We start from the raw sequence: 26,514 nt of genomic DNA on the forward strand, positions 1-26,514 counted from the left end.
AGCTTGTTTTATAAAATGATTTTTATTTATCATTCGTTGTATTATCTTGGGCTTTTTCTTGCTTTTGTAGTTCAATATAGTGTTCTAAATAACCTTTGTGCCATAACCAACCTCCCGTTGCACCAACACCAAGTAAAATAGCTAACCCAAAAGCGGCAATTAAAACTTTGTTGCTGTTGTTTTTCATTGGGTCACGCAAATTGCGTTTTGCGTTTGATGGCAGTTCAGCTTTGCTGGTGAGCAAACTACCCAACATTAAGTTGATTTTAACTTGGCCATTAATTGCCCAACCTGATGCTTCAAGTAGTGGACCTAGAGTTCTACGTCGTAACTTTAACCATGCCAAAATAACAGACGGTCCTGAAATAATTAAGAATAATCCAATAAAGAATAAAGGAAATTGCCACCAAGTTAGCGAAAAAATTGCTTGAAAAATAGAGGCTAATGCCGTACCTATTGCACCTACAGCTAAACCAATTGCGGCAAAAATACCAACGCTTTTACCAATATCAAATTTATTTGCTGGGTTTTGCAAAGCTTGTTCACTTGATTTTTCAATATTGGCATCTTTACTGCTAGCCCATTTGTTAATTTGTTCAGTAATACAGCGACCAATACGTTGATAAGGTGCTAAAATTGCTTGTTGAATGCTAATTGGCTTAGTGATTATTTTAACCACATTGGCATCCCAATCATTTCCTTTATTATCGATAAATACACCATTGCGACCTTCAAGCAATAAGTCGCCTTGCCCTGCTGTCATTGCCGCGGCAATGAGTTGCTTTTGCCCATGCCTTGTGCATTCACAATAAAGTAAACAAAGTTCGGAATAATTTGCCATTGTTACGTGCTTAGCAATATTATCAACTGCAACGCAAAGGGTTGCACAGCGACCATCAATATAAAGCTTACCAAGCTGAAATGCAGCTCGCGTATTTGGTGAGAAGAAGTCAGCAAAAGACGCAAAGTTAACCAATAAACGATATAAATGTTTATGAAATAAAACTAATTTTTCTAATATAAGAATATCTGACGCCGATATTGGTGTTTTATTATCTTGTTCAACCATTTGCTTAAATTCGGTTAACAAATCGTCGTTAGCGAGGCTAATCATGAGATTGCTTGGTATATCTTCTATGCTAGCAGAGGGTTCAATTGCAACAGTTAATTGTGCTAATTCGGGCTTAGAACTAATCAGTTTAGCGTAAACTTGCAAGCTCTGTTGAATATGTTGCCATTCTTGCTGTGTTAGCTGGTCTGAATTGGATAAGGATGTTTCTACTAATGTTTTAAACCGACTAATTTTAGTTTTCCAAAGAGGGTTTATTCCATTGACTAAATCAAGCACCTCAACTGTGTCGATTTTTGATAGAGGTAATTCGGCTAAAGCCTCATCAGACAATAATCCATTTTGTGTCGGTACGATATACTTTTCGTCTACGTTAAGCGCTGTTTGTGCTTGTGGGGCATATTGCGCCAATTCAACACGTAAAAAATAATCATCAATTTTGGGTTTTAATAGTTGAATTAGCTTCCATATTTCAGCGCTATTTTCACCAAATGGTGTATCGGTATTATTTATTTTTGCTTGCCATTGCAACCAAGTTTTTAAGTTTTCAACAAATGTGGTGGCAATGTTTAAATCAATCCCCTCTTGTCCACTCATATCTTTTTGTGCACCAGTGGTTTTGATTGCTGTTTGAATAAAGGTTTGCATGTCGCTTGATAATTCACTTGATGCAGGGAAGATTAAATCGCCATTATAAAGTTTATCAGCATTGGTTTTAATTGATTGCCATATATCATCTTGTGTTAAATAATCCACATTACTTTTATTCAAACTAGCCAAAATACTCCGTGCCGTAGTAGAGAGTTTTTCCCCTTGTGGGGTAGACGTTTTAATTTGTGATAAAGGTAGTGTTTCACTCATTGTTAAAATGCTATCAAATGACACGATTTTATCTTGTGTCCAACTGATAGCATCTAAAATATCAGGAATGCGAATACGTCCATCTTGATCTGAATCAAGTAATGCTAAGGTTCGCTCGTCAAAATCTAACCCTGTTGTTGGGCAGCTTAATGCTACCCATAATTTAGGGTCTAAATCTGGTAAATTGATAATGTCATCAGCACTTTTAAATACAACTTGATCCAACCCACCAACGCGCTGGAATGTCCACATATGGCTCATAATAATCTCCACACCGAAACTCATTAATATTTTTATTCATTAATATAACAGTATTTATTTTTTTTTATAGGATAGAACAGTGATTTCTAATATTTGTGAGACCTATTAGTGCTTCTTTATTTTTTGATTTATTTGCCTTGGCTAACTTTATGGTAGAATAATGCCTTATTACTTAATATCCAAATAAAAATCACCATTATGTCATTAATTAATCTTACCAATGCTTACCTTTCATTTAGTGATGCGCCACTGCTCGATCATATTGATATGTCTATTGAACCAAACGAACGAGTTTGCCTTGTTGGTCGTAATGGTGCGGGCAAATCAACGTTACTGAAAGTATTAAACAAAGAAATACCATTAGATGAAGGTCAAATTATTTATGAAAATAATGTGATTGTTTCACGTTTGCAACAAGATCCTCCTCGCGATGTGCAAGGCAATGTATTTGACTTTGTGGCCGAAGGGTTGCATGAACAAGCGCAATTATTACGTGATTATTACGATTTGGCACATCAAGTAGAGCAAGACCCTTGCGAAAGCAATTTAACCAAATTAGCTAAAATGCAAGAGCAATTAGATCACCAAAATGGCTGGCAATTAGATAGTCGTATTCATAATGTTATTTCGTCGCTATCGCTTGATGGCGATGCTTTGCTATCTTCGCTATCTGGTGGCTGGCTTCGTAAAGCCGCATTGGCCAGAGCTTTGGTTTGCCAACCGTCGGTTTTATTGCTTGATGAACCAACCAACCATTTAGATATTCAAACTATAAAATGGTTAGAAGAGTTTTTAAAAAGCTTTAATGGCAGTATTGTATTTATTTCTCATGATCGCTCTTTTATTCGCCAAATGGCAACACGCATTATTGATTTAGATCGCGGCAAAATAGCCTCTTGGAGTGGTAATTACGATAACTATTTAATTGGCAAAGAAGAAGCACTACGTGTTGAAGAGTTGCAAAATGCCGAATTTGATAAGAAATTAGCCCAAGAAGAGGTCTGGATTCGCCAAGGGATTAAAGCACGCCGTACACGTAATGAAGGGCGAGTACGTGCATTAAAAGCAATGCGCCAAGAGTATAGCGAGCGTCGCCAAGTGATGGGTAGTGCCAAAATGCAAATTGAAGAGGCATTACGTTCAGGAAAAATCGTTTTTGAGCTTGAAAATGTGACCTATCAGATTGGGGATAAGTTGCTCGTTAATGATTTTTCTGTACAAGTATTACGAGGTGATAAGATTGCTTTAATTGGCCCTAATGGTATTGGTAAAACAACGTTGTTAAAACTGATGTTGGGTAATTTAACGCCAACATCAGGTAGTGTGCATTGCGGTACCAAGCTTGAAGTAGCTTATTTTGATCAATATCGGTTAGAGCTCGATCCTGAAAAAACCGTGATGGATAATTTAGCTGAAGGTAAACAAGAAGTGATGGTTAATGGACGATCACGTCATGTACTTGGTTATCTGCAAGATTTTTTATTCCCGCCAAAACGCGCCCGAACACCTGTTCGTGCATTATCAGGTGGGGAGCGTAATCGTTTATTGCTGGCTAAACTATTTTTAAAGCCTAGTAATTTATTAATACTTGATGAACCGACCAATGATCTGGATATTGAAACACTGGAATTGTTAGAAGAGTTGGTTAATGATTATCAGGGAACAGTCTTACTAGTTAGTCATGATCGGCAGTTTGTTGATAATGTGGTTACCCAATGTTGTTTTTTTGAGGACAAAGGGCATATTGGTATTTATGCCGGTGGTTATGCCGATGCTCTGCAACAACAGCAACAAGCACAACCGGTTAAAGTAGCGACAGTTAATGATGTTAAACAGCCTAAAAAAGCATTAAGCACGGCGAATAACAAAAGCAATGATCAAGCCACTAAAAAGAAGGTTAAGCTGAGTTATAATGAACAACGAGAGTTAACACAATTACCAAGCAAAATAGAACAATTAGAATTAGCCATTGCTGATTTACAAGCACAGATTAGTCAAAGCGACTTTTTTAATCAACCCCACGAGGTTACAGGTCCAATCTTACAATCTTTGACCGACAAAGAAGCCGAATTAGAATCTGCTTTTGAACGCTGGGAACAGTTAGAGTCTTTAAGTAAATCATAATGTAAGAGTGTTATTTTCAGCATTATTTATTGGCGCTATATAATAAATAATGCTGTTTCTGAGCTTTAAGATTTTTATAAAATGGTTTTATTATTCCACAATTTTCTAGAACAAAGACAGAAAAATAACAACGCAATAATAACGAAAACGGCGCCAACAAAACCAATATCCTCCGTTGATAGTAAAATTAATACTTTACTACCTATAAAAGCACCTCCGCCTATTCCAATATTGTAAATACCTGAATAAACAGATGTGGCAATATCGGTTGCATCGGGCGCTGCATCGATGACTTTGCTTTGCATGACCATGCCAATAATGGTAATCGAAAGCCCCCAGATCAAACATTGGATGATTGCGGTATAAAGTGTGAACGAACAGACATAAAGTGATAATAAACAAGCGATCAATGACAACATAGGGATCACTAAAATGGCGGTTGGATTTTTTTCGGCGTATTTTGCAAAAATAACGCTGCCAATCATGCCAGAAAAACCGACTACTAACAATAAAGCGACGATAACATTTTGATTAAATCCGCCAACATCTTTCATAAATGGCGTAATGTAGGTATAAGCAGTGAAGTGGCCAGCAATTATAATGGCTATTAATAGATAAATGTTTAGCAGTATTGGGCGTTTTAATACCATTGGAATATCTTTGATAGAGATAATATCCATGCTTGGTACAGTAGGCAATAAGCGGAGTAGTAATATCATCACGCAAAAAGCGATACCAGCAATACATAAAAAAGTCACACGCCAGCCAACGAGTTGTCCTATGATGGTGCCAATTGGAATGCCTAGAATGGTTGCCATCGATACGCCAATAACAATAAAGCCCATGGCTTTAGCTTTTTTACCATTGGGCGCTAACCGAACGGCAAGTGGTGTTGTAATTGCCCAAAATACCGCATGAGCACAAGCAATACCAATTCTTGCTACCATCAAACTGTAAAAATTCCACGCAAACCCAGCTAAAATATGACTACCAATAAATAGGCAAAATAAAAGGATGAGTAGCTTTCTTCGTTCCATTTTTGACGTTAATACTGTGAGTGGCAATGATAATAACGAGACAGCCCACGCATAAATGGTGAGTAATAATCCAGCATGAGCGACATCCATTGAAAAGCTTTCAGCAATATTAGGTAATAGCCCAACGGGCACAAATTCCGTTGTATTAAAAATAAATGCCGCAAATGCAAGGCAAAGAATTGATGACCAAATGCGAGATCGGGGAATACTATTATTCATGATTAAGATTATGGAAGAGGTATGTTTTTATTGGATTATAACTGAATAATTTTGTCTATTAAATAGCTACTCTAAATAAATCTTAAAGTAAATCATCGCCACCACTATTTGTAGAGGATGGCGATGTATTATTGCTTTGATTTATGCTAATGCTTTAACCGCCGCTAGGGCTTTGTCATAATTAGGTTCTGAAGATGTTTCTTTAACATATTCAACATAAGCAATTTTGTCATTTTTATCAATAACAAATACGGCTCGGGAAAGTAAACGTAGTTCTTCAATAACAGTGCCATATTTTAGGCCAAAATCAAGGTCTTTATGATCTGACGTCACTTTAACGGCATTAATGCCTTCAGCAGCACAATAGCGATTTAATGCAAAAGGTAAATCAAGGCTAATTGAAAATATTATAGTATCGGTTAATTTTGCCGCTTCGACATTAAAACGGTGAACTTGGGCACTACATACCGAAGTATCAATGGATGGTACCGAATTAATAATTCTGATTTTACCTTTAAAATCGGATAATTTAATGGGTTTCATTACTAAATCTTGCACAATAAAATCAGGTGCTATGTCACCAACGTTGATTTTGGGACCTAACAAAGTAATGGGGGCTCCACGCATAGTAACTTCATTGACTCTTTTTTGCATAACTGTTTCCTTTGGGGGGATAATAATTGTGTTGTAATAAATTTCAGTGTTGATAGGATAACGACGTTCAATGCATTAAAGATTTTGCACCTATTGGCGTTGATTCAATATAGACCTAAACAGACTACTGAGCAATAGCGCTATCATGTTTTTAGTGATGAATTAGCCAATTTCAACTATTGTTAATAATGTTGTTTTTTTAATGTAATTAAATTATTTCTATTTTGTATGTTTATTAGACAATGGTATATAATGCCAGTCCCTTTCTTTACTCTTATATCAACACTATGAATCAATTACTTATTACTGTTTGTTTACTGACTTTTAGTAATGTTTTTATGACTTTTGCGTGGTATGGGCATTTGCGGTTTTTACATAACCAAGTTTGGCTAGTGGCGGTGTTTGCTAGCTGGGGGATTGCGTTATTTGAGTATTTATTGCAAGTGCCTGCTAATCGCATTGGTTTTCAGGTTGCCAGCGCAAGTCAATTAAAGATTATTCAGGAAGTAATTAGTTTGTCTGTTTTTATCCCTTTTTCAATTTATATTTTAAAAGAGCCATTTAAGACAGACTATATTTGGGCGGGTTTGTGTCTTTTAGGTGCAGTATTTTTTATGTTCCGCGATAAGATTTTTGCTTAAATTCATTCTAGAACCGTGATAAATATTGAGCATATTTGTCACGGTAATGATCTAAATTAGCCTTTCAAATATTCCACTGTAAATATAATTGTGATGACTATCACATTAAAAATACTCAATCTTTATTAATATGTTGCTGTATTTTATTGTTGAACAGCTATTGATATCTTGCTGACCGTGTTATTGTTTCATACAAAATCATTAATTGGATGTTATTTAAGCGTTTTTTGTTTCGATAACATGTTTTGATAGTTATCCCTTATTTGTATAAGGAGAAGTATATGCAAAAAAAAATTTTTTGTTCGTTATTTGTTGCTTCTTTAATATGTTCAAATGTTTTTGCTTCTGGGGGAAAAGATGTAACAACAGATCCTAATGATTTTTTCCTTAAAGAAGAACAAGCACCTAATAGCTTGCTGCTTTTGCCACCGCCTCCTACTTTTGACAGCATTGATTTTTTACGCGATAAAGCAATGTACGATTGGGGTAAGTCTGTTCGTAATACAGAACGTGGAAAACAGGCCTATTTAGATGCTGATTCAAGTAAAGATAATATCACTAAGCAATTTTCACCATCTTTTGGTTTTGAAATTTCTGATAAGAAAACACCAGAAATTTACAAATTAGTTACTACAATGAAAGAAGATGCAGGGGATTTGGCAACGCGCTCAGCTAAAAACCATTATAATCGTATTCGACCGTTTTCATTTTTCCATGAACCAACCTGTCGCCCAGATGATGAAAAAGCGCTATCGACCAATGGATCCTATCCCTCTGGTCATACAACAATGGGGTTTGCTATTTCACTTGTGTTAGCAGAGATAAATCCAGCGCGTCAAAATGAAATTTTAAAACGAGGTTATGAGATTGGCGAAAGCCGCGTTATTTGTGGCTATCATTGGCAAAGTGATGTTGATGCTGCTAAGGTGATGGCAGCTGCGGTGGTTGCTCAATTACATACGAATACCGTTTTTAATCAACAATTAACGAAGGCAAAAGCCGAGTTCCGCCATTTAAAATAAGGGTGATAATGGGCAGTTATTGCGCAGCTGATCATGGCGATGTGATGCCAAATTAATTATAAAATATCAATAGCATTGGCTGTTGTTGACAGCCAAGCTTATTCTTTATTATAGCGCCTTAAAGGAAATATCCGGTAAAATTGCTTCGCCTTGCCAATATAACTCACTGGCAATACGCCCGGCAATTTGGCAATAAAGCTGGGTAAATTCGCTATCAGGATGGCTAATAACAGTAGGTTGCCCTGTATCGAGATCTTGGCGTAACATTTTATGGAGTGGCATTTTCCCGAGTAATTTTGTTTGATATTGCTCAGCTAAACGCTGTGCTCCACCTTCGCCAAAAATGGCTTCGTGATGACCACAATTTTCACAAATGTGGTAACTCATGTTTTCAATAATGCCTAGTGTAGGGATGTTGACTTTATTAAACATGGTCATGCCTTTTTGGGCATCAATTAATGCTATGTCTTGTGGTGTACTGACAATGATTGCTGCCGTTACTGGAATGCTTTGTGCTAGGGTTAATTGGATGTCCCCAGTACCCGGAGGCATATCAATAACCAAATAATCAAGTTCAGGCCATAATGTATCTTGTAATATTTGCAGTAATGCCTTGCTTGCCATTGGTCCACGCCATACCATGGCGCTATCTGGATCGACTAAATAACCAATAGAGTTACTGGCTAATCCGTGTGCCATAATTGGGGTCATGTGTTTATTGTCAGGTGTTAACGGTTGCTGTTTTTCTGTGCCTAACATGGTTGGAATTGAAGGGCCATAAATATCTGCATCTAAAATACCTACTTTGGCGCCTTGTTTTTGTAAAGCTAGTGCAAGATTGACGGCTGTTGATGATTTACCCACGCCACCTTTGCCTGAACTTATGGCGATAATATTTTTTATATTGTTAATGGCATGTTGGTCATTAGCGCGCCTTAATGTCGCTATTGGGTATTCAATATGCCAGTCAACTTCGTTAATGTTGTTAAGCTTGAGTAATTCAGGAGTGGATTTTTTTTTCAATTCCTCAAAAGCGGTTTGCCAAACAAAGGGCATAGCTAAAGTGATAGATAAACAATGATTAACTATTTCACATTTTTTTAGTGCTTTAAGTTCAAGTAAATTTTTTTGTAAAGTTGGATGCGTAAAATTTTCAAGAATTTTTTTGACTTCAATGTTCATTATGGCTATCTCTTTATGTATCGACATTTAGGCCCATTTCACTTTCAATCAATTCTCCTTAAGAGGGTAAAACATCGTAAATGGTGGGACACCATCAAGCACATTATTTTCATCCTCAAAAAGAATCATTGCTTACTTGCTTACAAAGCGCAATCGAGTATAGAAATTTAATCAAATTATGGCATAAATCTAGCGATAATCCCACGATTGATGTACTATTTCTGCTATTATATAAAAAGGGACAATAAATTAATATGACAACTCAACGCAAAATATTGGTGACTTGTGCACTTCCTTATGCCAATGGTTCAATTCATTTAGGGCACATGCTTGAACATATTCAAGCTGATGTGTGGGTACGCTATCAACGCATGCGTGATAATGAAATTTATTTTATTTGTGCTGATGATGCGCATGGTACGCCAATTATGCTTAAGGCTCAACAATTAGGTATCACGCCAGAGCAAATGATCAGTGAAGTAAAAACTGAACATCAACGTGATTTTGCTGGGTTCCATATTAGTTATGATAATTACCACTCAACACATAGTCCTGAAAATCGCGAAATATCAGAGCAGATTTATCAGCGTTTAAAGGCTAATGGTTACATTAAAACTAAAATCATTTCACAGCTATTCGATCCTGAAAAACAGATGTTTTTGCCCGATCGTTTTGTAAAAGGCACTTGTCCACGTTGCAAAGCGCCAGATCAGTATGGTGATAACTGTGAAGTTTGTAGTGCAACTTATAACCCGATTGATTTGATTAACCCTAAGTCTGTTGTTTCGGGAGCCACCCCCATTATGAAAGAATCAGAGCACTTCTTTTTTGATCTGCCTGCTTTCTCAAATATGTTGCAAGCGTGGATCCGTTCTGGGACGTTGCAAGATCAAGTCGCTAATAAAATGCAAGAATGGTTTGAAGCTGGCTTGCAACCATGGGATATTAGCCGTGACGCGCCTTATTTTGGTTTTGAAATCCCAGATGCGCCAGGTAAATATTTTTATGTTTGGTTAGATGCGCCCATTGGTTATATGGGATCTTTTTTAAATTACTGCAATAAACAAAATAAACCCATTTTTGACGAATTTTGGAATAAAGATTCAAGTACAGAGCTTTACCATTTTATTGGTAAAGATATTGTTTACTTCCACAGCTTATTTTGGCCTGCAATGCTTGAAGGTAGCCAATATCGCAAACCATCGAATATTTTTGTTCATGGCTATGTGACCGTTGATGGCGCTAAAATGTCTAAATCACGCGGTACATTTATTCAAGCAAGCACCTATTTAAAACATTTAGATCCCGATTGTTTACGTTACTATTACGCCGCTAAATTATCACCGCATATTGATGATATTGATTTAAACCTTGAAGATTTTGTGCAACGTGTGAATAGTGATTTAGTTAATAAAGTGGTCAACATTGCTTCACGTTCGGCTGGATTTATTTATAAACGTTTTGAGGGCAAATTATCGGATAAAGTGGCAGAGCCAGCGCTTTATGGATTATTTGTGGAAAAAGCGAAAGTGATTGCCGATTTCTTTGAACAACGCGAATCAGGTAAAGCCATTCGTGAGATCATGGCGCTTGCCGATGAAGCGAATCGTTATATTGACGAAAAAGCACCATGGGTTGTTGCTAAGCAAGAAGGACAAGATCAAGCATTGCAAGATATTTGCTCAATGGGGATTCACTTATTCCGCATTTTAATGACCTATTTAAAACCGATTGTACCGTCATTAGCTGAACGAACTGAGGCATTTTTAAATAGTAAATTAGAATGGAATACCATTGGGGATGCGTTAACAAACCACAAGATTAATCAATTTAAAGCTTTATTTAACCGTATTGATATGGACAAAGTCACAGCCATGATTGAAGAAACTAAACAACAAGCTGTCTTAGCAACACCAGCTAAAACCCAAGTTGCCGAACCTATCGCTGAAACAATTAATTTTGACGATTTTGCTAAAGTCGACATGCGAGTTGCTTTAATTAAACACGCCAGTTTTGTTGAAGGATCAGATAAATTACTTCAACTAACGCTTGATATTGGTGATGAAACGCGTAATGTGTTTTCTGGCATTAAGCAATTCTATCCAGATCCTGAAGTACTGATAGGTCGTTTAACTATTATGATTGCAAACTTAGCACCTCGCAAAATGCGTTTTGGCGTTTCAGAAGGTATGGTGCTTTGTGCAAGTGGTAAAGATGATGGCGAAGGTGTGTACCTACTATCACCAGATAGTGGCGCTAAACCAGGAATGCGAATTTCGTAATTGATATCTTTATTATAAATAACTGCATCTTAACAAGTTAATATACTTGTTAAGATGTTTCAGGAAATTATGCGTTTCAGTATAAAATTTGCTTATTTGATAAATAATTGTAGCGTTTGTTTTTTAGAGTTGTTTTTCTATTATAAGTGTTTAGCTAACCAACTATCATGTAACCATTTTTGAGTTTGCCTTCCTGCTCGAATAAAATCCCAGTCAATATCTCTTTCAAAAACCATTACTGTTTGATCAGGTCCTATAATAGTCCAAAAATAGAGGCCAGTATTTAAATCACGGCATTTGACTTTCATTCCAGTTAGTGTGTTTTTTTTGCCATCAACAATAATAGTTTCGTTATGGGTATTGATCCAATTATTATTATAGTTTTCTAATAAATCTGGTGCATAGTCTTTAAGAAAATTTAGAGTAATTTGTAATGCGATTTCTTTGGAAACTTGTTGGCTAGAAGACTGATATTTAGGTAGTAATCTTACTAATCCTTGTAAATTTTTAGTAGTATCATTTATTAATAATGAAACATGTTGTTGTTCAAGATGTATGCTTTCATTGGGTTCAAAACGATAAAGAGTGACAGGCTGTTTATTGTGGAGTCCTTGTTTAGTTAATACAAAATTAAAATCGCGTTCTGCATTTTGTAATAACTTTTGAAAATTTGGTTCAAGTATGTTTTTTGCTTGTTGTATTTGCGTTGAGTTCATAGTGGGTTCCTTTATTGTACTCATTTCTTCGGCGTAACAAGTTGAATTTAAAAAACTTGTTATAATTATTAAGCTAATAAATATTTTTTTCATTATAAAAACCTTAATGGTAATTTCTTTTATTTAACATTAGTTGCAATGCACAAATAAATAGGAAAAGGGTGACGAGTAAAATTAAAGTATTTGTTTCAAAAATGGTTGGTAAAAAGGCGCCTACACTCGCACCAATAAATAAAACACAGGTGTATAGCGATATGGCAATGCCACGACTTTCAGCTTCAGATTCGATTGTAATACATGTAATCATTGATGGAATGGCATAGGCTAGTCCAAAAATAAATATAAAATGGATAATAAATAAAAAACTAACAAAATTTAATTGGTCATTAATATAAAAACAGTGAATTAATAACGAAATGCTCATTAGGCATAATGCCATGAATAATACGTATAATGGTTTGATTAGCTTAAATATATAACCAGCTGTTAGACTAAATAATATAGCAATAATGCTTATATTACGTAGTGTTGGTACATAAATGATTAATGAGCTATGGTGTAATATTGAATAAAGACTAACGAAACTAAGTAAAACAAAGAGCGAACAACAATAGATAGGAAATAATTTTTTATTAAACAAAATATTGGGAAGTTTACTAAAAATTGAAGTTATTGTTGTTTTTTGGGGCGTTGTTTTTTTTCTATTGCTTTTTGAACTGTTGAAATAAAAGCATACAGCGCCTAATGCGTAAATAATACCTAAAAACCACATAGATTTATGCAGTGAATCAACAATCATTATTGAACCAAACCATTGCCCAATGGTTGTTGCGAGTAGAAACGCACAACTAATAATTGAGATTGCTTTAGATTTTGTTGCATCAGCAAGGTTGACCGAAATCCACGCTAATGCAACAGGTGGAAATGAGGCTGCACAAAAGCCTTGGATGGAACGTGCTAGCAATAATAAATAATAACCACTTATCAATGGAATAATAAAAGTGATTAATGCTAAAAGTAGTAAGCCTATTGCTAAAGTAAAATCTTTGCCTATTTTATCCGATAAAATTCCCCAAATAATTAGTCCAATCGCGTAAAAAATACCAAACACACTTGTCAATAAGCTGACATTACTTGGTGTGCTACCTTTGATAAAAATTAGTAAATTTTCTGGAATGGGTAAAAAAATGTATAGAAGGGTAACAACAGCAAGTGCTATAAAAGGAATTAATGTTGTTCCTACGATTAACTTATATTTCATTGATGAGTCCTTTAAGTTTTATTGTTGTATTTAAACTACAACAATTGGAGTATATATCCATTATGGTTTTTAAATCAACATAATTTGTTGTACAATATAATTTAATCGATAAAATATAAAAAAATAAACGATGAAAAAGGTTTTATTATGGAAGATATATCTGTTAAAAATTCATATGATGACTTTTTATCAACCGTGATTGTTGGTATTGGAGAGGTTTCTGAGATGACAAAAATTCCAGTTAGAAAATTACGATATTGGGAAGAAAAAGGTATCATTAAAACGGTTGATCCACAATCTAAGTCTCGTCAATTTGATTTAGCGAATATAAAAAAAATTGTTTTAATTCAAGAATTGATGGAAGATGGATATTCATTGGATGGTGCAGCCAAAAAAGTTGAAGATAGAATTGCAAAAATAGAATCGTTAATGAATCTAATTCAAATGTAATTGTGTGTATATTGGTTTTTATATTGTAATAATATTAATTCAAGTTCTATTCATTAATTAGTTTTATAATTTATTTTCAATATGGGTATTTTATTATTTTGCTTATTAATTGTTGACTTTATTAAGTTTCTTATTGATAGGTTTTTATTAATAAGCATTTTTTGGGATAAACATGATAAAACCGATATCTAATATTACATTAAAACCGCTACCTAAAAGCAAAAGAGGTAAAATTAGCTCGCTTGTTGAAGTTGATGGTGTTTGCTATGATGAAAAACTAGAAGGTCGCTATTTAGAAATGGCTTTTAGCTATGATGACTGTTACGTTTTAATTTTTGTACCGCATGATTCATATCCAAATTGTTTAAAGGTTCGTCCAGCAGAAGAATCTGCGTTTCCTGAGCGATAGTCGTAGCCAAAAAAGCCATTTGCCTCAGCCCACCACATAATTCATCAATATATGTATCACGCAGTGAACTTAAATCTAAAAAATCTATTGCTTTATCTATTAGCTGATGATCTTTAGCCGACAACGATCCATGTCCATATGGAAAACGGCCGAAAGACACCAGCTCCTTTACAGTCAGACGCAGGTCACAATTGGGCGATTATCGCAGTGTGGCCACCAAGCGGGCATAATCAGCAATGCGGATACTGGCAATATCCCGTTGCTCAAACAGAATACTGCCTGTAGTAGGTGCCAATAACCGTGCCAGTATCATCAGCAAAGTAGATTTACCCGCGCCATTGGGTCCAATCAGCGCCGTCACCTGATGCAGCGGTAGCGCCAGATTAATATTATTTAGTACCGGCTTATTGCCATAAATCTTGCCAATATTTTGAATATGAATCATGTCATTCCTCGACGATAAACAATAAGCAATAAAAAATACATCCCACAAATCAGATTGATTAAAATACTTACCGTAGTCCTGTAATTAAACACATGTTCCACCAGAATCTGCGCCACCAGAAACACCACAACAGCCACAGCACTGGCAAATAACAGAATGCGTTTATGTTGAAAGTGGCCGGCAAAGGCGTAAGCCATATTGGCAATAAATACCCCCATAAATGCCGTGGGTCCAACCAGACTGGTGGATACCGCCACCAGCACCGCAATCAGACCAAACCCCCAGCGCACATAGCGGGCATAATCCACGCCCAGCGAAATGGCCTGTTCTTCACCTAGAGCCATCACATCCAGCATAGGCAGATACGGGTAGGCCACCCAGCCCACCACCAGCATCGCTATAGCAGCATATACCAGCGTCAGCGTTTCTGAATGATTAAAAGAAGCATAATTAATGCCTTGAAATACCGAAAACTCCCCCGGACTGATTTTGAGCTGGATAAACTGGGTTAAAGTAGTGATTACCATGGTCAGTACCAGACCAAATAACAACAACAGCCACAGATTATGACGTGCACGCGGCAGTAAAAAATGATGAATCATCCACGAATACAGCAGCATTAAGCCTACCGAGGCAAAGAAATTGCCATTAAGCCCCAGTAATCCCAGACCACTTTGCCCCAGAAAAAACAACAGCAGTACCTGCCAGAACAGATAAACCGCCTCGTAGCCCATAATTGCCGGCGTTAAAATCCGGTTAGTTACCAGCGTTTGAAACACCACCGACGACACCGCAATACAGATACCGGCCAGCAAAATAGTAGCCAGCCGTAACAGACGTTTGGGCAGCACATAATCAACATCAAAGCCAGAATCAAACAGCATAAAAAACACAGCCAGAGCAATGATGCAGCCACAAAACAGCCAGAATCTGCGATTCATTAGCGGAGCCCCCGCAAAATCAGCAGCAGAAAGACAATACCGCCGACAGCACCGGCAGTAAGACCAATAGGGACTTCAAAAGGATAAATGATTAAACGGCCGCTAATATCACATACGAGCAGCAGACATGCCCCGCCCAGAGCCACCATCGGTAAAGTTTTGGCTAAATGTTCACCATACTTAAGTGCCACCAGATTCGGAATCACCAGCCCGATAAAAGGAATGGAGCCCACCGTAATCACCGTTGCCGCAACAGTAACAGACACAAGCATTAGCCCCAGCACCACCGTGCTTTTATAGCCCACACCCAGACTGGTAGCCACTTCCTGCCCCATACCTGCCACCGTAAACCGCTGTGCAAACACATAACTCAGCACAATCACCGGTATCAGAACATACAGCAACTCATAATGCCCCTGTACCACACGCGAAAAATCACCCAGCAGCCAGCCCTGAACATTTTGCAAAAGATTATTTTTATAAGCATAAAATTCAGCGCCGGCACTTAACACACCGCCATACATCAGCCCAATTACCGGAATCAGCACAATTTGCTGATAGCGGATTCTGGCAATAATCAGGATATAAATCAGCTCAGCCACAAAACAGAACGCCAGAGCCACCAGCATCTTACTTAATACCCCAACCGAAGGCAGCAGTACCAGTGACATCAGAATCCCCAGCTTAGCTGCATCTAGCCCGCCGGCCGTTTCCGGCTCAACAAACTTATTGCGGACAATATGTTGTAGAATTACCCCGCCAATAGAAAGCCCCATACCAGTAAGAATAATCGCCAGCAGGCGCGGGAAACGGCTGGCTTTCAAAGTTAGCCAGTCAGCATCTGAACCGACCAGTAAACCTGTCCATGAAATCGGATCAGAGCCTACCAGCAAAGAGAGTATGCATAAAACAACAAATGCACCTATCATATAACGGTACATCAGCAATAAACCTCAATATTGGCATCACCGCTTAAACCTAACAATATTGAATTTTCAGCAAGTTCAGCAAAAAAACGAGTAAGCATACAATATGATTTATACCTCCGCATTTGCTGATAAATACCTGCATTACTTATCCTTATGGTTATATGCTGTATATTATCTGCTCAATATCTATGTTAAATCAATATAAGTAAAAATTTAGTATAGTATTCAAACAATAGGCTGTGGATTATGCTTTATTTAATGCATGTTTAAGCGCGCCAAGCTTAGTCCATGATATCAGGGACTAAGGCTGCGATGAGACAGTAAGAAGGATAAATCGGCATGATAAAAATCAGTCAGAAAACCAATTGATTTTATTTAAGTTTTTTATGGTGGTGGGTAATGATATTAATTCTTTGATTAAAAGTCTATCTCAAGTTTTGGCGAGGATCATGCGACAGTAAGACTAAGTTAAATAACAGTTGATTATAGAGATTTACGCTGAAAATGATTAAATCAATATGATGTTTTTGCATTGGCAATCAATAGAACGAGTGGAGATTGTTCATAATTCTGTGTCAGTTTTATTCACAAAGTGAGCACCTTATCAAGACGATTAGAGAAAAATAACATCAACTGTGACAATGCTAAATTCAAATTTAGGGTTAGTATTGCCCGTATTTTCTTGCATTTTGCCACCTCAAATACCACAGCTTGAGCAAGCTATTTTCATTTGTTTTGCAAATCGGTCAAAATAGATAACCAAAAATGCACCCTTTCGTTTTCAGATAAATATAAACCTAATGCTTTCTTTTTCGCTGCTAAATTCAGGGCGAGTAGGGTATAAACAGCCTTGTTGTGATAATTCCCATTTTATTTTATATTACAAGGTATTAAAAGTAAGCAAATACACAAAATTATTTATAGGGCTAAATCTAGGACTGGATTGTCTTTTAATTACCATTTTTTCTGTTTGTGTTTTTCATTATAATTAAACCAAATGACTAAGCCTTTTGACACGATAACATCAAGAGTTCCTTCAACAATATCGTATTGGGTTTCACCGATAAACATATGACTGGTTGAACTTTTTTTGACATATTGATATGTCCATTGTATCTCATTTGAATTAATCTCTTTTCGAATTGTTGGCTCACCAAATAGTTTAATCATTTGTGATTCAGTTGTTGATCCTTCGACTATTTTACTCACTTTTTCTTTATTTAATGTGGTTCCTTGTTCTAAAAAATTCTTTTTTGAGCAACTTGATAAAATTATGATCGATAGGAATGCAATAAGAAGCTTTTTTAAATTTTTCATGTATCGTTGTTTAATGTTAATACCTTGATGTTTGCCAATAATAGCACATGTTGGGCAACGTTCAAGGTGAGCTTGTATTTTTTATTATTGACAAATAATATTTAAATTAGAATAGGCTGTTAATAATAAAAATATGGAAACAGTTATTTTTGTTTCTTTATGTTTCCATATTTTTTCTTAATAGTGTTTTTATGTTCATTTTTTATTATGGTTTAGTTGAAAGTTTATTCCTTACTCTGTCGCAACACTCGCTTTATTGGCTGCTTAGTTTTTCGATCGATATAACGGCTAGGCCAAATTTGGTGAGGTTCTAAATTTAATTCTTTAGCAATAATAACCTCCCCTTTTGTCCATGGGCGAACTAACGCATTGCTAAGCGTTGATGAGCTTAAACCGGATTGGCGTGATAGATTTGCAAGTGTTGTACCTTTCTTTTTTAGGGCGGCAATAATGTCTGCAGGATGCCAATCATTAGACTTTATTTTCATTTTTTATTTCCTCTTAGTTTATAACCTTGTATATCTATGTTATGCTCTTATGTTACTAAAACGTGTAAGTTTATAATTGGACTTTAGCTAATAATAATTTTTATTTCTTATTTATTGTATCAAAGTTTCTTTAATTTCTATAACTTTTTCTTATTTTGTTAAAATGGGATAGTAAAAATGAAAGAGTGGTTCTCATCAAAAGAGCTATCAAATATTGCAGGGATGCCATCAACGATACAAGGGGTTAATCGAAAAGCGAGAGCTGAAAATTGGACAGCCCGAAAAAGAGTTGGTGTTCGCGGTAAGGCTGTAGAATATCATATAGGTAGTTTACCGCTTAATGTTAAAAAAGCGTTATATATTGAAGAAGAAAGTGCTAGTTATGTCGTTTCGCCGATCGAGCCTTTACAACTATGGATGACTGCGTTTGAACAGTTATCCGTTGATGAGCAATCTATTGTTGCTTCATGGTTGATGCGAAATGGTATTAAAGAATTTATTACTTTTATTAACAAACAGAAAAAAGATAATTAGTGTTATTGTGTAAGCTGCGATATACTTTAACTCTATGTAGAGTTCAATTTAATTGCTATGGAATAACCAATGGAAAGTCAGTTTCAATTAACAAATAGTAAAGAAATTATTGTTTATTTATCTCAACAATTTCCTAATTGTTTTACCCTTGAAGGTGAAGCAAAACCATTAAAGATTGGAATTTTTCAAGATATACTTTCTCGCTTAAACGAGAATGGAGCGCTAAGTAAAACTAAGTTACGTGCTGCACTGAGAGCATACACAATGAGTTGGCGTTACTTATACAGTATAAAAGAAGGGGTTAATCGCGTTGATTTAGATGGAAACCCAAGTGAGGCGATTAGCCAAGAACAGATGGAACATGCTCAACAACAGTTGAAAGAGAGTAAGGAAAAGGCTAAAGAGCGTTTTAAAGAACAAGCAAAAGAAAAACGTAAAACTACTCGTGCTCCCTCTAAAAAAACTAAAATTCTAAAAAATGGTGATTTTATTAGAGTTTTAATAGGTAAAAAACCTATAAAAGCGCAAATAATTAATATTGAAAAAGAGCAGATTAAAGTAAAGATTGGGGCAGGTATGGAATTAACGGTTAAACCTGAACATATTATCAATAAGTAGAGAATTTGAATGAATAAATTACTGAAAGGTATCATTGCTCTTGGCCTTATTTTGAGTGTTGCTGGTCAAAATGTTCAGGCAAAACCACAAAATAATAAAGAGCAAATCCCAGTTTTGAAGCAAGATGAAATCCACCAAGTTGTTGCTAAACGTGTAACTAATTTTTTTACTCAATCACATTATCGTAATTTTGCTTTAGATGGTGCTTTTTCTGCTCAGATTTTTGACCGCTATTTTAAATTATTAGATGGCAATAAGTTTATATTTATACAAAGCGATGTTGATAGTTTTCGAAATAGGCAAGAGTCTTTAGGGCAAGAATTAATTGATGGCAATTTAAAAACAGCTTATGACATTTATAATCTTTTTTTACAAAAACGTTATAGCCGTTATCAATATGCACTTGAAGTTTTACAACGCCCAATGGATTTTTCTACCAATGATGAAGTTGATTTTAATCGTGAAGACATTGCTTGGCCAACTTCTGAAGCTGAACTTAATACTTATTGGAATAAGCGTGTTAAATATGACGAATTAAGTTTATCCTTATCAGGAAAAAATGAGAAAGAGATCCGCGAAGTTTTGACTAAACGTTATAATCGTGTTTTAAAGACGATAGTTCAATCAAATAATGAAGATGCTTTTCAGATTTTTATGAATGCATTTGCAAGAGAAATCGATCCCCATACTAGCTACTTGGCACCGCGTAAAAAACGAGATTTTGACTCTGAAATGAGTTTATCATTTGAAGGTATTGGCGCAACGTTAAGCCAGCAAGATGACTATACAGTAATTATGTCTTTTGTAACAGGTGGACCTGCAGAAAAAAGTAAGCTACTTTCTGTAGGCGATAAAATTATTGGTGTAGGTCAAAGCCGTTCTGCAATAGAAGATGTTATTGGTTGGCGTTTAGATGATATTGTCGATAAAATTCGTGGTCCAAAAGGCACTTTAGTCAAATTAGAAATTTTACCTGCTGGTAATAATAGTAAGGCAAAAATCATTGAGCTTACTCGTGATAAAATTCATTTTGAAGATCGTGAAGCTAAATTAAAGATCATTAATAATGAACGAGGTAAAGTAGGTGTTATTGAAATACCGAGTTTCTACATGGGATTAACCGAAAAAGTGGAATCTCTTTTATCGAAAGCAAATAAAGAAAATTTGCAAGGTCTGGTTATTGATTTACGTGATAATGGTGGTGGTTCATTAGCGGAAGTTATCACTTTAACTGGTTTGTTTATTGATAGTGGGCCTGTTGTTCAAGTTCGAGACAATTTGCAAAAAGTCATTACTTATGATGATAAAAATAAAGGTATCGAATATACCGGACCGCTTGTTGTAATGGTTAATCGCTATAGTGCATCAGCATCAGAAATATTTTCTGCTGCTATGCAAGATTATGGGCGCGCATTAATTGTTGGCGAAACAACTTATGGGAAAGGAACTGTACAAACATCTCGTAACATTTCTTATCCAGTTGATGCGAGATTACACCCGAATTGGCCTGAATTGGGAGGAGCTCAATACACTATTCAGAAGTTTTATCGTATTAATGGTGGAAGCACTCAATTAAAAGGTGTTAAACCAGATATTGAAATGAATAAAATGAAGTATGCTGATAAGACAGGTGAACGATTCTTAGATAATGCGTTACCTTGGGATAAAATACCGTCAGCTAATTATTTGACTCTTGCCAATATCAAGTTACTGTTACCTGAGCTTGAATCATTGCACTTGGCTAGAATTTCAAAAAATCCTGAATTTATTTATATTGATGAAGATATTAAAAGGTTCAATGATCAAAAAGATCGCCAATATATTGTTTCGCTTAATAAAAATAAACGAGAAGCAGAACAAAAAACAAATGATGAACGCGATTTGAAAAGAATGAATGAGCGTTTAAAGAAGGCTGGTTTACCATCAATTAATAAATTAGACGATTTACCCAAAGATTATAAACAACCTGATGCTTACTTAGATGAATCTATCGAGATACTGCTTGATTTTGTGCCTAAATATCCGAAAATTGAAAGCAATAAATCTATTAACGAAATTATTTCGTTTGATTCACCGATCGAAAAGGCTAACTAATAATAAATAAGTGGAGGTAATAATAATGTGCTTAAATTTAAAATATGCATTGATCACAACAGTTGGCATACTAGCTGTACTAGCGACATTTGGTATTATTGTTTGTATGAATTAAAAAAGCTTGATTAATTATCTTGTGATTATTATAGTATGCAGCCTGCTTTAAAAAAAAGCTGGCTCTAACAGTTAGGTGAGGTGTCCGAGTGGTTGAAGGAGCACGCCTGGAAAGTGTGTATACGGCAACGTATCAAGGGTTCGAATCCCTTCCTCACCGCCATATTTTGTTATTGAAGAATAGAACACCTTAGTTCAACATTATTGTTAGAAGTAATCGTTAAGTTTGCTTTAACAAATTCTCTTTATTGAGGGTCGCTAGCTACAATAACAAATAATACCTTCCTCTCCTAGATTATTTGGAGCTACTATGGAAAATTTACGCACTGTTCAGGATTTTATACGCTGGACGGCATCACAACTTAGCCTATCAGATGTCTTTTTAGGGCACGGTACGGATAATCCTATTGATGAGTCTAAACAATTAATTTTGGCAACATTAGGATTATCGTTATTTGTCCCTGCAGAATTTTATTCCGCAAATCTGACCGATGAAGAAAAAAATCAACTGTTGGAGATTATTCATAAACGCATTAAAGATCGTGTGCCAACGCCTTATTTAACTAATCAAGCTTGGTTTTGTGGGCACGCTTTTTATGTTGATGAACGGGTATTAATTCCTCGTTCTCCTATTGGTGAATTAATTGATAACCATTTTAAACAGATAATATCCGCTGAACCTAAAAATATCTTAGATTTATGCTCGGGCAGTGGTTGTATTGGCATTGCTTGTGCTTATGAGTTTACCGATGCTCAAGTTGATATCACCGATATTTCATTAGAAGCATTAGATATTGCACAAACAAATATTGAAATGCACGAAATGGATTTTCGAGTTACGCCTATTTTGTCAGATCTATTTAATGATGTGCCTGTAAAACAATATGACCTCATTGTCACAAATCCACCTTACGTTGATAGTGAAGATATGAGTGATTTGCCTGACGAATTTTTATATGAACCTAAATTAGCATTAGAGGCAGGCGTTTATGGCTTAGATCTTGTAAAAAGAATTTTACGAGATGCGATAGATTATTTAACACCTGAGGGTGTATTAGTCTGTGAAGTTGGTAATAGTTGGGTTAGCCTACAGCAACAATACCCCAATGTACCTTTTAATTGGATTGAAACTAAGCATGGTGGGCTGGGAGTATTTTCAATCACACGTGAAGCGCTGGTTCAATACCATTACTGTTTTAAATAAGCTGTTTTTAATAATTGGAATAAATTTATTATGGCAGGAAACTCAATTGGAAAATTATTTAAAGTGACCACATTTGGAGAATCGCATGGCATCGCATTAGGATGCGTTGTTGACGGTGTTCCTCCTGGACTTGCTTTAACTGAATCGGATATGCAATATGATCTTGACCGTCGTCGACCTGGCTCATCTCGTTATACCACTCAACGCCGTGAAGCAGATCAAGTCAAGATTTTATCAGGCGTGTTTGAGGGTGTTACAACAGGCACAAGTATTGGTTTGCTTATTGAAAATACTGATCAACGCTCCCAAGATTATAGCAAAATAAAAGATGTATTTAGACCAAGTCATGCTGACTATACCTATCAAAATAAATATGGTATACGCGATTATCGTGGTGGAGGTCGCTCTTCTGCCCGTGAAACAGCCATGCGGGTTGCTGCAGGCGCTATTGCTAAAAAGTATCTACAAGAAAAGCTTGGCGTAACTATTCGTGGTTATTTAGCTCAAATGGGCGATGTAAAATGCGAATTAAAAGATTGGCAACAAGTTGAACAAAATCCATTTTTTTGCGCTGATGAAAGTAAATTAAAAGAACTTGATCAGTTACTTAGAGCGCTAAAAAAAGAAGGCGACTCAATTGGCGCTAAAGTTTGTATTGTTGCCGAAAATGTTCCAGTAGGACTTGGTGAACCCGTATTTGACAAATTAGATGCTGAACTTGCACATGCGTTAATGAGTATTAATGCAGTGAAGGGCGTTGAAATTGGTGATGGTTATGCAGTTGTTAATAAACGAGGCAGTGAAAATCGAGATGAAATAACCAAGCAAGGTTTTTTATCTAACCATGCTGGCGGTATTTTAGGGGGGATTAGTTCAGGGCAAACGATATTAGCAAGTATAGCCTTAAAGCCGACGCCAAGTATTGAAATTGCTGGTCAATCAATCAATATTTATGGTGAACAAGTTGAAGTTTCAACCCATGGACGACATGATCCTTGTGTGGGAATACGTGCAGTACCCATAGCTGAAGCAATGGTTGCTATTGTGCTAATGGATCATTATTTACGTTACCGAGCTCAATGTAGCGATGTAAATCAGCTATGAGCTATGAATTACTTATCTTACTGTTTGTCATTGCTACTTTAGCGGGATTTATTGATTCAATTGCGGGTGGTGGTGGTTTATTAACTGTGCCAGCTTTACTAGCAGTTGGCTTACCGCCTGCAAGTGCATTGGCTACAAATAAATTACAAAGTTGTGGCGGATCATTTTCGGCTAGCTTATATTTTATTCGTCAGCGCATGGTGGATCTAACACAACAAAAATGGGCAATTGCTTTTGCTTTTATTGGCTCTGCAATGGGTTCATTATCAGTGATGCATGTCCAAGTTGACTTTTTGAAACTATTATTGCCTATTTTAACCATCGGAGTTGGGCTTTATTTTTTACTATCTCCAACCATTGGTGAAAACGATCGAAAAAGCCAACTTACACTTATCCAATTTGCTTTTGTTCCTGCTTTGGGTATTGGGTTTTATGATGGTTTTTTTGGACCTGGTGCTGGTTCGTTTTATGCTTTAGCCTATATTACATTGGCAGGCTTTAATTTAACTAAAGCGACAGCACATACCAAAGTGTTAAACTTCACTTCAAATTTAGCTGGTTTACTGTTTTTTATTGTTGGTGGTGAAGTGATATGGTCAATTGGACTTATCATGTTAGTTGGTCAATTTATAGGTGCAAGACTTGGTGCTAAGATGGTCATTGCTAAAGGTCGCAAATTAATCAGACCTATGCTAATTACTGTTTCAACGCTTATGAGTATAAAATTAATTTACGAAAACTTCTTTTAATTGCTCACCATTTTAATCATTACTATTTATTTTTCATCACTATTTTACAATAGCACAACAAAATCGTTGTTAAAAACTTTCAGGAAAGTATGTGTTTGAGTATAAAAACGTTAACAATTATTTACTTCACTTAAATATGATTTAGTATATATTTGTGTTAAGCAAGATAGTTTGTGTTAAGGCATTAACTGATATTATGAAACTTCAACAACTACGTTATATTTTAGAAATTGCACGTTCCGGCTCAATTAATGAGGCTGCTAAAAATTTGTACATTACACAACCGAGTTTATCAACGGCAGTGAAAGATTTAGAAACTGAATTTGGCATTGAAATTTTTGTGCGTAGCTCTAAAGGTGTTTCTTTGTCGCCAGATGGCGTTGAGTTTTTAGGATATGCTAAGCAAGTATTAGATCAAGCCGAGTTATTAGAACAACACTATTCCAAAAAAGAGCCTTCTAAGCAATTATGTAGCATATCTACTCAGCATTATGCGTTTGCGGTGAATGCTTTTGTTAATTTAATTAAAAAAAACCATACTGATGAGTACGAGTTTACTTTAAGAGAAACAAAAACCCATGATATTATCACCGATGTTGCCAATTTGCGCAGTGAAGTTGGCATTTTATACCTAACGGATTTCAATCAAAAGGTCATTTTACGTTTACTAAAAGAGCATCGATTAACATTTTATCCACTTTTCGAAGCGCATCCTCATGTATTTATCAGTACTCACCATCCATTAGCTGAAATGAAATCATTAACGTTAGATGATTTAGAAGATTACCCTTACCTCTCTTTTGAGCAAGGTGAGTATAACTCATTTTATTTTTCTGAAGAGATTTTAAGTACGGTTTATCATAAAAAAAGTATTCATGTAAGTGATAGAGCCACGTTGTTTAATCTATTGCATGGTCTTAATGGTTATACTATTAGCACTGGGGTGTTAAGTACGGATTTAAATGGATCTGATATTTTATCAATACCGTTAGATGTAGAAGAAAAAATCCTAATTGGCTGGATCACCTCACAAAAAGCGCAATTAAGTATATCAGCGCAAAATTATATTGAAGCGCTTAAAAAACTCATTCAAGAAGAATATGGTTTTAAGTTGAAATAAGGTTGTTAAATTAAGAATAAATCGAATTGCTATTTTAATAAATTCTAGTATAATTGCGCGTAATTCATATAGCTGCTAATATAGCTACTATATGAATATCGAGGAATGTCTGAATTAGAGATCGGTCATTCCGTATTTTATTTTGATTTTAAGAGGTTTGTTATGTCTCTAACTGTAGAAGCTAAAGCGAAAATCGTTGCCGAATATGGGCGAGGAACTAACGACACTGGTTCAACTGAAGTTCAAGTTGCTCTTTTGACTGCGCGTATCAATGATTTACAAGGTCATTTTTCTGAGCACAAGAAAGATCATCATAGTCGTCGTGGTTTATTACGTATGGTGTCTAGTCGTCGTAAATTATTAGATTATTTACGTCGTAAAGATATTGAACGTTATAGTCAATTGATTAAGAAACTAGGTTTACGTCGCTAATTCATAATCTACTTGAAAAGAGGCTTAGGCCTCTTTTTCGTTGTGAAAAAACAGCGTTCTGATATAATGTAGAGCACGAAAATAAAAATTAACATTTTATGTAATTCAACAAAGTGAAGATTGTATCTCATGTTTCGCGCGACTAATGAGAGCTCTATAACTTATAGATTTGTCATTAGTCGTGATAGTGAAATAATCTTTTTGTTGAAAATATCCCCCACATTGTTGAAGAGAATA

At 35.8% G+C, this 26,514-nt stretch carries 25 protein-coding genes, 1 tRNA gene and 2 pseudogenes; 16 read left to right on the forward strand and 12 right to left on the reverse strand.

What is annotated here, in order from left to right; genetic code table 11:
- Positions 1 to 22: 22 nt before the first annotated feature.
- A complete protein-coding gene (locus A9G40_RS06860; protein ID WP_065582435.1) occupies positions 23 to 2,191 on the reverse strand; it encodes a MerC domain-containing protein in 2,169 nt (722 codons plus the stop codon).
- 198 nt (positions 2,192 to 2,389) lie between these two features.
- Here A9G40_RS06860 and A9G40_RS06865 point away from each other — a divergent pair, with 198 nt between their 5' ends.
- On the forward strand, positions 2,390 to 4,315 hold the full coding sequence (locus tag A9G40_RS06865) for an ABC transporter ATP-binding protein (protein ID WP_065582436.1): 1,926 nt from the start codon (positions 2,390 to 2,392) through the stop codon (positions 4,313 to 4,315).
- A gap of 74 nt (positions 4,316 to 4,389) precedes the next feature.
- Here the strand turns inward: A9G40_RS06865 and A9G40_RS06870 are convergent, their stop codons facing one another.
- The gene (locus A9G40_RS06870; protein ID WP_065582437.1) at positions 4,390 to 5,571 is read right to left on the reverse strand and encodes a sugar transporter; all 1,182 of its coding nucleotides are present in this window, start codon (positions 5,569 to 5,571) and stop codon (positions 4,390 to 4,392) included.
- A gap of 141 nt (positions 5,572 to 5,712) precedes the next feature.
- Positions 5,713 to 6,225 carry a thiol peroxidase gene (gene tpx, locus A9G40_RS06875; protein WP_065582438.1) on the reverse strand — a complete coding sequence of 171 codons (513 nt, stop codon included), beginning with the start codon at positions 6,223 to 6,225 and terminating at the stop codon, positions 5,713 to 5,715.
- Between the two features lie 287 nt (positions 6,226 to 6,512).
- Between tpx and A9G40_RS06880 the strand changes: the two genes are divergently transcribed.
- Together A9G40_RS06880 and A9G40_RS06885 are read left to right on the forward strand one after the other, a co-directional pair.
- Entirely contained in the window at positions 6,513 to 6,866 is a 354-nt protein-coding gene (locus A9G40_RS06880) for a DMT family protein (RefSeq protein ID WP_065582439.1), read from the forward strand.
- A gap of 281 nt (positions 6,867 to 7,147) precedes the next feature.
- Positions 7,148 to 7,888: an acid phosphatase gene (locus A9G40_RS06885; RefSeq protein WP_065582440.1), complete on the forward strand. Its 741-nt coding sequence runs from the start codon at positions 7,148 to 7,150 to the stop codon at positions 7,886 to 7,888.
- Positions 7,889 to 7,996: 108 nt separating this feature from the next.
- On the opposite strand, the gene apbC is transcribed toward A9G40_RS06885, so the two are convergent.
- A complete protein-coding gene (gene apbC, locus A9G40_RS06890; RefSeq protein WP_065582441.1) occupies positions 7,997 to 9,097 on the reverse strand; it encodes an iron-sulfur cluster carrier protein ApbC in 1,101 nt (366 codons plus the stop codon).
- A 227-nt stretch (positions 9,098 to 9,324) separates the two neighbouring features.
- Between apbC and metG the strand changes: the two genes are divergently transcribed.
- On the forward strand, positions 9,325 to 11,352 hold the full coding sequence (gene metG, locus A9G40_RS06895) for a methionine--tRNA ligase (RefSeq protein ID WP_065582442.1): 2,028 nt from the start codon (positions 9,325 to 9,327) through the stop codon (positions 11,350 to 11,352).
- Between the two features lie 140 nt (positions 11,353 to 11,492).
- Here the strand turns inward: metG and A9G40_RS06900 are convergent, their stop codons facing one another.
- Both A9G40_RS06900 and A9G40_RS06905 read right to left on the reverse strand, forming a co-directional pair.
- Complete coding sequence (locus A9G40_RS06900; RefSeq protein ID WP_065580444.1) at positions 11,493 to 12,068, reverse strand: hypothetical protein; 576 nt, start codon at positions 12,066 to 12,068, stop codon at positions 11,493 to 11,495.
- Positions 12,069 to 12,171: 103 nt separating this feature from the next.
- Complete coding sequence (locus tag A9G40_RS06905; RefSeq protein ID WP_065582443.1) at positions 12,172 to 13,329, reverse strand: MFS transporter; 1,158 nt, start codon at positions 13,327 to 13,329, stop codon at positions 12,172 to 12,174.
- A 147-nt stretch (positions 13,330 to 13,476) separates the two neighbouring features.
- Here A9G40_RS06905 and A9G40_RS06910 point away from each other — a divergent pair, with 147 nt between their 5' ends.
- Both A9G40_RS06910 and A9G40_RS14960 read left to right on the forward strand, forming a co-directional pair.
- On the forward strand, positions 13,477 to 13,779 hold the full coding sequence (locus A9G40_RS06910) for a MerR family transcriptional regulator (RefSeq protein WP_065582444.1): 303 nt from the start codon (positions 13,477 to 13,479) through the stop codon (positions 13,777 to 13,779).
- 172 nt (positions 13,780 to 13,951) lie between these two features.
- Positions 13,952 to 14,188 carry a hypothetical protein gene (locus A9G40_RS14960; protein WP_065582445.1) on the forward strand — a complete coding sequence of 79 codons (237 nt, stop codon included), beginning with the start codon at positions 13,952 to 13,954 and terminating at the stop codon, positions 14,186 to 14,188.
- Here the strand turns inward: A9G40_RS14960 and A9G40_RS14275 are convergent.
- The 6 genes and pseudogenes from A9G40_RS14275 to A9G40_RS06940 form a co-directional block, all read right to left on the reverse strand.
- Positions 14,106 to 14,633: pseudogene (locus tag A9G40_RS14275) on the reverse strand (ATP-binding cassette domain-containing protein); the annotation flags it as partial. The gene A9G40_RS14960 and the pseudogene A9G40_RS14275 overlap by 83 nt on opposite strands.
- Positions 14,630 to 15,574 (reverse strand): iron chelate uptake ABC transporter family permease subunit, encoded by a 945-nt coding sequence (locus A9G40_RS06925; RefSeq protein WP_065582447.1) that lies wholly within the window; start codon positions 15,572 to 15,574, stop codon positions 14,630 to 14,632. The pseudogene A9G40_RS14275 and the gene A9G40_RS06925, both read right to left, overlap by 4 nt.
- Complete coding sequence (locus A9G40_RS06930; RefSeq protein ID WP_065582448.1) at positions 15,574 to 16,515, reverse strand: ABC transporter permease; 942 nt, start codon at positions 16,513 to 16,515, stop codon at positions 15,574 to 15,576. The genes A9G40_RS06925 and A9G40_RS06930 overlap by 1 nt, the downstream gene beginning before the upstream one ends.
- Before the next feature lie 717 nt (positions 16,516 to 17,232).
- Positions 17,233 to 17,373: pseudogene (locus A9G40_RS15470) on the reverse strand (IS256 family transposase); the annotation flags it as partial.
- 84 nt (positions 17,374 to 17,457) lie between these two features.
- A complete protein-coding gene (gene bamE, locus A9G40_RS06935) occupies positions 17,458 to 17,820 on the reverse strand; it encodes an outer membrane protein assembly factor BamE domain-containing protein (RefSeq protein WP_065582449.1) in 363 nt (120 codons plus the stop codon).
- A gap of 224 nt (positions 17,821 to 18,044) precedes the next feature.
- The gene (locus A9G40_RS06940) at positions 18,045 to 18,308 is read right to left on the reverse strand and encodes a helix-turn-helix domain-containing protein (RefSeq protein WP_065567231.1); all 264 of its coding nucleotides are present in this window, start codon (positions 18,306 to 18,308) and stop codon (positions 18,045 to 18,047) included.
- A gap of 177 nt (positions 18,309 to 18,485) precedes the next feature.
- Between A9G40_RS06940 and A9G40_RS06945 the strand changes: the two genes are divergently transcribed.
- The 10 genes from A9G40_RS06945 to rpsO all read left to right on the forward strand — a co-directional run bounded on the left by A9G40_RS06945 (position 18,486) and on the right by rpsO (position 26,277).
- On the forward strand, positions 18,486 to 18,842 hold the full coding sequence (locus A9G40_RS06945; protein ID WP_065567230.1) for a DNA-binding protein: 357 nt from the start codon (positions 18,486 to 18,488) through the stop codon (positions 18,840 to 18,842).
- Between the two features lie 69 nt (positions 18,843 to 18,911).
- Positions 18,912 to 19,460, forward strand: coding sequence for an RNA chaperone ProQ (gene proQ, locus A9G40_RS06950; RefSeq protein WP_065582450.1), 549 nt, complete (start codon positions 18,912 to 18,914; stop codon positions 19,458 to 19,460).
- Positions 19,461 to 19,469: 9 nt separating this feature from the next.
- Positions 19,470 to 21,554 carry a carboxy terminal-processing peptidase gene (gene prc / locus A9G40_RS06955; RefSeq protein ID WP_065582451.1) on the forward strand — a complete coding sequence of 695 codons (2,085 nt, stop codon included), beginning with the start codon at positions 19,470 to 19,472 and terminating at the stop codon, positions 21,552 to 21,554.
- 25 nt (positions 21,555 to 21,579) lie between these two features.
- Positions 21,580 to 21,669: a cytochrome bd-I oxidase subunit CydH gene (cydH, locus tag A9G40_RS15845; protein WP_141672040.1), complete on the forward strand. Its 90-nt coding sequence runs from the start codon at positions 21,580 to 21,582 to the stop codon at positions 21,667 to 21,669.
- A gap of 74 nt (positions 21,670 to 21,743) precedes the next feature.
- Positions 21,744 to 21,831 (forward strand) — tRNA-Ser (locus A9G40_RS06960).
- 147 nt (positions 21,832 to 21,978) lie between these two features.
- On the forward strand, positions 21,979 to 22,872 hold the full coding sequence (gene prmB, locus A9G40_RS06965; protein ID WP_065582452.1) for a 50S ribosomal protein L3 N(5)-glutamine methyltransferase: 894 nt from the start codon (positions 21,979 to 21,981) through the stop codon (positions 22,870 to 22,872).
- A gap of 30 nt (positions 22,873 to 22,902) precedes the next feature.
- Positions 22,903 to 23,976, forward strand: a complete 1,074-nt coding sequence (gene aroC / locus A9G40_RS06970; protein ID WP_065582453.1) for a chorismate synthase — start codon at positions 22,903 to 22,905, stop codon at positions 23,974 to 23,976.
- On the forward strand, positions 23,973 to 24,725 hold the full coding sequence (locus A9G40_RS06975) for a TSUP family transporter (protein WP_065582454.1): 753 nt from the start codon (positions 23,973 to 23,975) through the stop codon (positions 24,723 to 24,725). Before aroC ends, A9G40_RS06975 begins: the two co-directional genes overlap by 4 nt.
- A gap of 196 nt (positions 24,726 to 24,921) precedes the next feature.
- Entirely contained in the window at positions 24,922 to 25,845 is a 924-nt protein-coding gene (locus tag A9G40_RS06980) for a LysR family transcriptional regulator (protein WP_065567224.1), read from the forward strand.
- Between the two features lie 162 nt (positions 25,846 to 26,007).
- Positions 26,008 to 26,277: a 30S ribosomal protein S15 gene (gene rpsO / locus A9G40_RS06985; protein ID WP_065567223.1), complete on the forward strand. Its 270-nt coding sequence runs from the start codon at positions 26,008 to 26,010 to the stop codon at positions 26,275 to 26,277.
- The last annotated feature ends 237 nt before the right edge of the window (positions 26,278 to 26,514 follow it).

The organism is Gilliamella sp. Nev3-1 (genome assembly GCF_001690435.1).
In the GTDB taxonomy this organism is placed as follows: domain Bacteria; phylum Pseudomonadota; class Gammaproteobacteria; order Enterobacterales; family Orbaceae; genus Gilliamella; species Gilliamella apicola_C.

What these genes read in the sequence shown, in the direction of transcription:
- A9G40_RS06860 (WP_065582435.1), bottom strand. Translation starts at nt 2,191, where the DNA reads ATGAGCCATATGTGGACATTCCAGCGCGTTGGTGGGTTGGATCAAGTT.
- A9G40_RS06865 (WP_065582436.1), top strand. Translation starts at nt 2,390, where the DNA reads ATGTCATTAATTAATCTTACCAATGCTTACCTTTCATTTAGTGATGCG.
- A9G40_RS06870 (WP_065582437.1), bottom strand. Translation starts at nt 5,571, where the DNA reads ATGAATAATAGTATTCCCCGATCTCGCATTTGGTCATCAATTCTTTGC.
- tpx (WP_065582438.1), bottom strand. Translation starts at nt 6,225, where the DNA reads ATGCAAAAAAGAGTCAATGAAGTTACTATGCGTGGAGCCCCCATTACT.
- A9G40_RS06880 (WP_065582439.1), top strand. Translation starts at nt 6,513, where the DNA reads ATGAATCAATTACTTATTACTGTTTGTTTACTGACTTTTAGTAATGTT.
- A9G40_RS06885 (WP_065582440.1), top strand. Translation starts at nt 7,148, where the DNA reads ATGCAAAAAAAAATTTTTTGTTCGTTATTTGTTGCTTCTTTAATATGT.
- apbC (WP_065582441.1), bottom strand. Translation starts at nt 9,097, where the DNA reads ATGTCGATACATAAAGAGATAGCCATAATGAACATTGAAGTCAAAAAA.
- metG (WP_065582442.1), top strand. Translation starts at nt 9,325, where the DNA reads ATGACAACTCAACGCAAAATATTGGTGACTTGTGCACTTCCTTATGCC.
- A9G40_RS06900 (WP_065580444.1), bottom strand. Translation starts at nt 12,068, where the DNA reads ATGAACTCAACGCAAATACAACAAGCAAAAAACATACTTGAACCAAAT.
- A9G40_RS06905 (WP_065582443.1), bottom strand. Translation starts at nt 13,329, where the DNA reads ATGAAATATAAGTTAATCGTAGGAACAACATTAATTCCTTTTATAGCA.
- A9G40_RS06910 (WP_065582444.1), top strand. Translation starts at nt 13,477, where the DNA reads ATGGAAGATATATCTGTTAAAAATTCATATGATGACTTTTTATCAACC.
- A9G40_RS14960 (WP_065582445.1), top strand. Translation starts at nt 13,952, where the DNA reads ATGATAAAACCGATATCTAATATTACATTAAAACCGCTACCTAAAAGC.
- A9G40_RS06925 (WP_065582447.1), bottom strand. Translation starts at nt 15,574, where the DNA reads ATGAATCGCAGATTCTGGCTGTTTTGTGGCTGCATCATTGCTCTGGCT.
- A9G40_RS06930 (WP_065582448.1), bottom strand. Translation starts at nt 16,515, where the DNA reads ATGTACCGTTATATGATAGGTGCATTTGTTGTTTTATGCATACTCTCT.
- bamE (WP_065582449.1), bottom strand. Translation starts at nt 17,820, where the DNA reads ATGAAAAATTTAAAAAAGCTTCTTATTGCATTCCTATCGATCATAATT.
- A9G40_RS06940 (WP_065567231.1), bottom strand. Translation starts at nt 18,308, where the DNA reads ATGAAAATAAAGTCTAATGATTGGCATCCTGCAGACATTATTGCCGCC.
- A9G40_RS06945 (WP_065567230.1), top strand. Translation starts at nt 18,486, where the DNA reads ATGAAAGAGTGGTTCTCATCAAAAGAGCTATCAAATATTGCAGGGATG.
- proQ (WP_065582450.1), top strand. Translation starts at nt 18,912, where the DNA reads ATGGAAAGTCAGTTTCAATTAACAAATAGTAAAGAAATTATTGTTTAT.
- prc (WP_065582451.1), top strand. Translation starts at nt 19,470, where the DNA reads ATGAATAAATTACTGAAAGGTATCATTGCTCTTGGCCTTATTTTGAGT.
- cydH (WP_141672040.1), top strand. Translation starts at nt 21,580, where the DNA reads ATGTGCTTAAATTTAAAATATGCATTGATCACAACAGTTGGCATACTA.
- prmB (WP_065582452.1), top strand. Translation starts at nt 21,979, where the DNA reads ATGGAAAATTTACGCACTGTTCAGGATTTTATACGCTGGACGGCATCA.
- aroC (WP_065582453.1), top strand. Translation starts at nt 22,903, where the DNA reads ATGGCAGGAAACTCAATTGGAAAATTATTTAAAGTGACCACATTTGGA.
- A9G40_RS06975 (WP_065582454.1), top strand. Translation starts at nt 23,973, where the DNA reads ATGAGCTATGAATTACTTATCTTACTGTTTGTCATTGCTACTTTAGCG.
- A9G40_RS06980 (WP_065567224.1), top strand. Translation starts at nt 24,922, where the DNA reads ATGAAACTTCAACAACTACGTTATATTTTAGAAATTGCACGTTCCGGC.
- rpsO (WP_065567223.1), top strand. Translation starts at nt 26,008, where the DNA reads ATGTCTCTAACTGTAGAAGCTAAAGCGAAAATCGTTGCCGAATATGGG.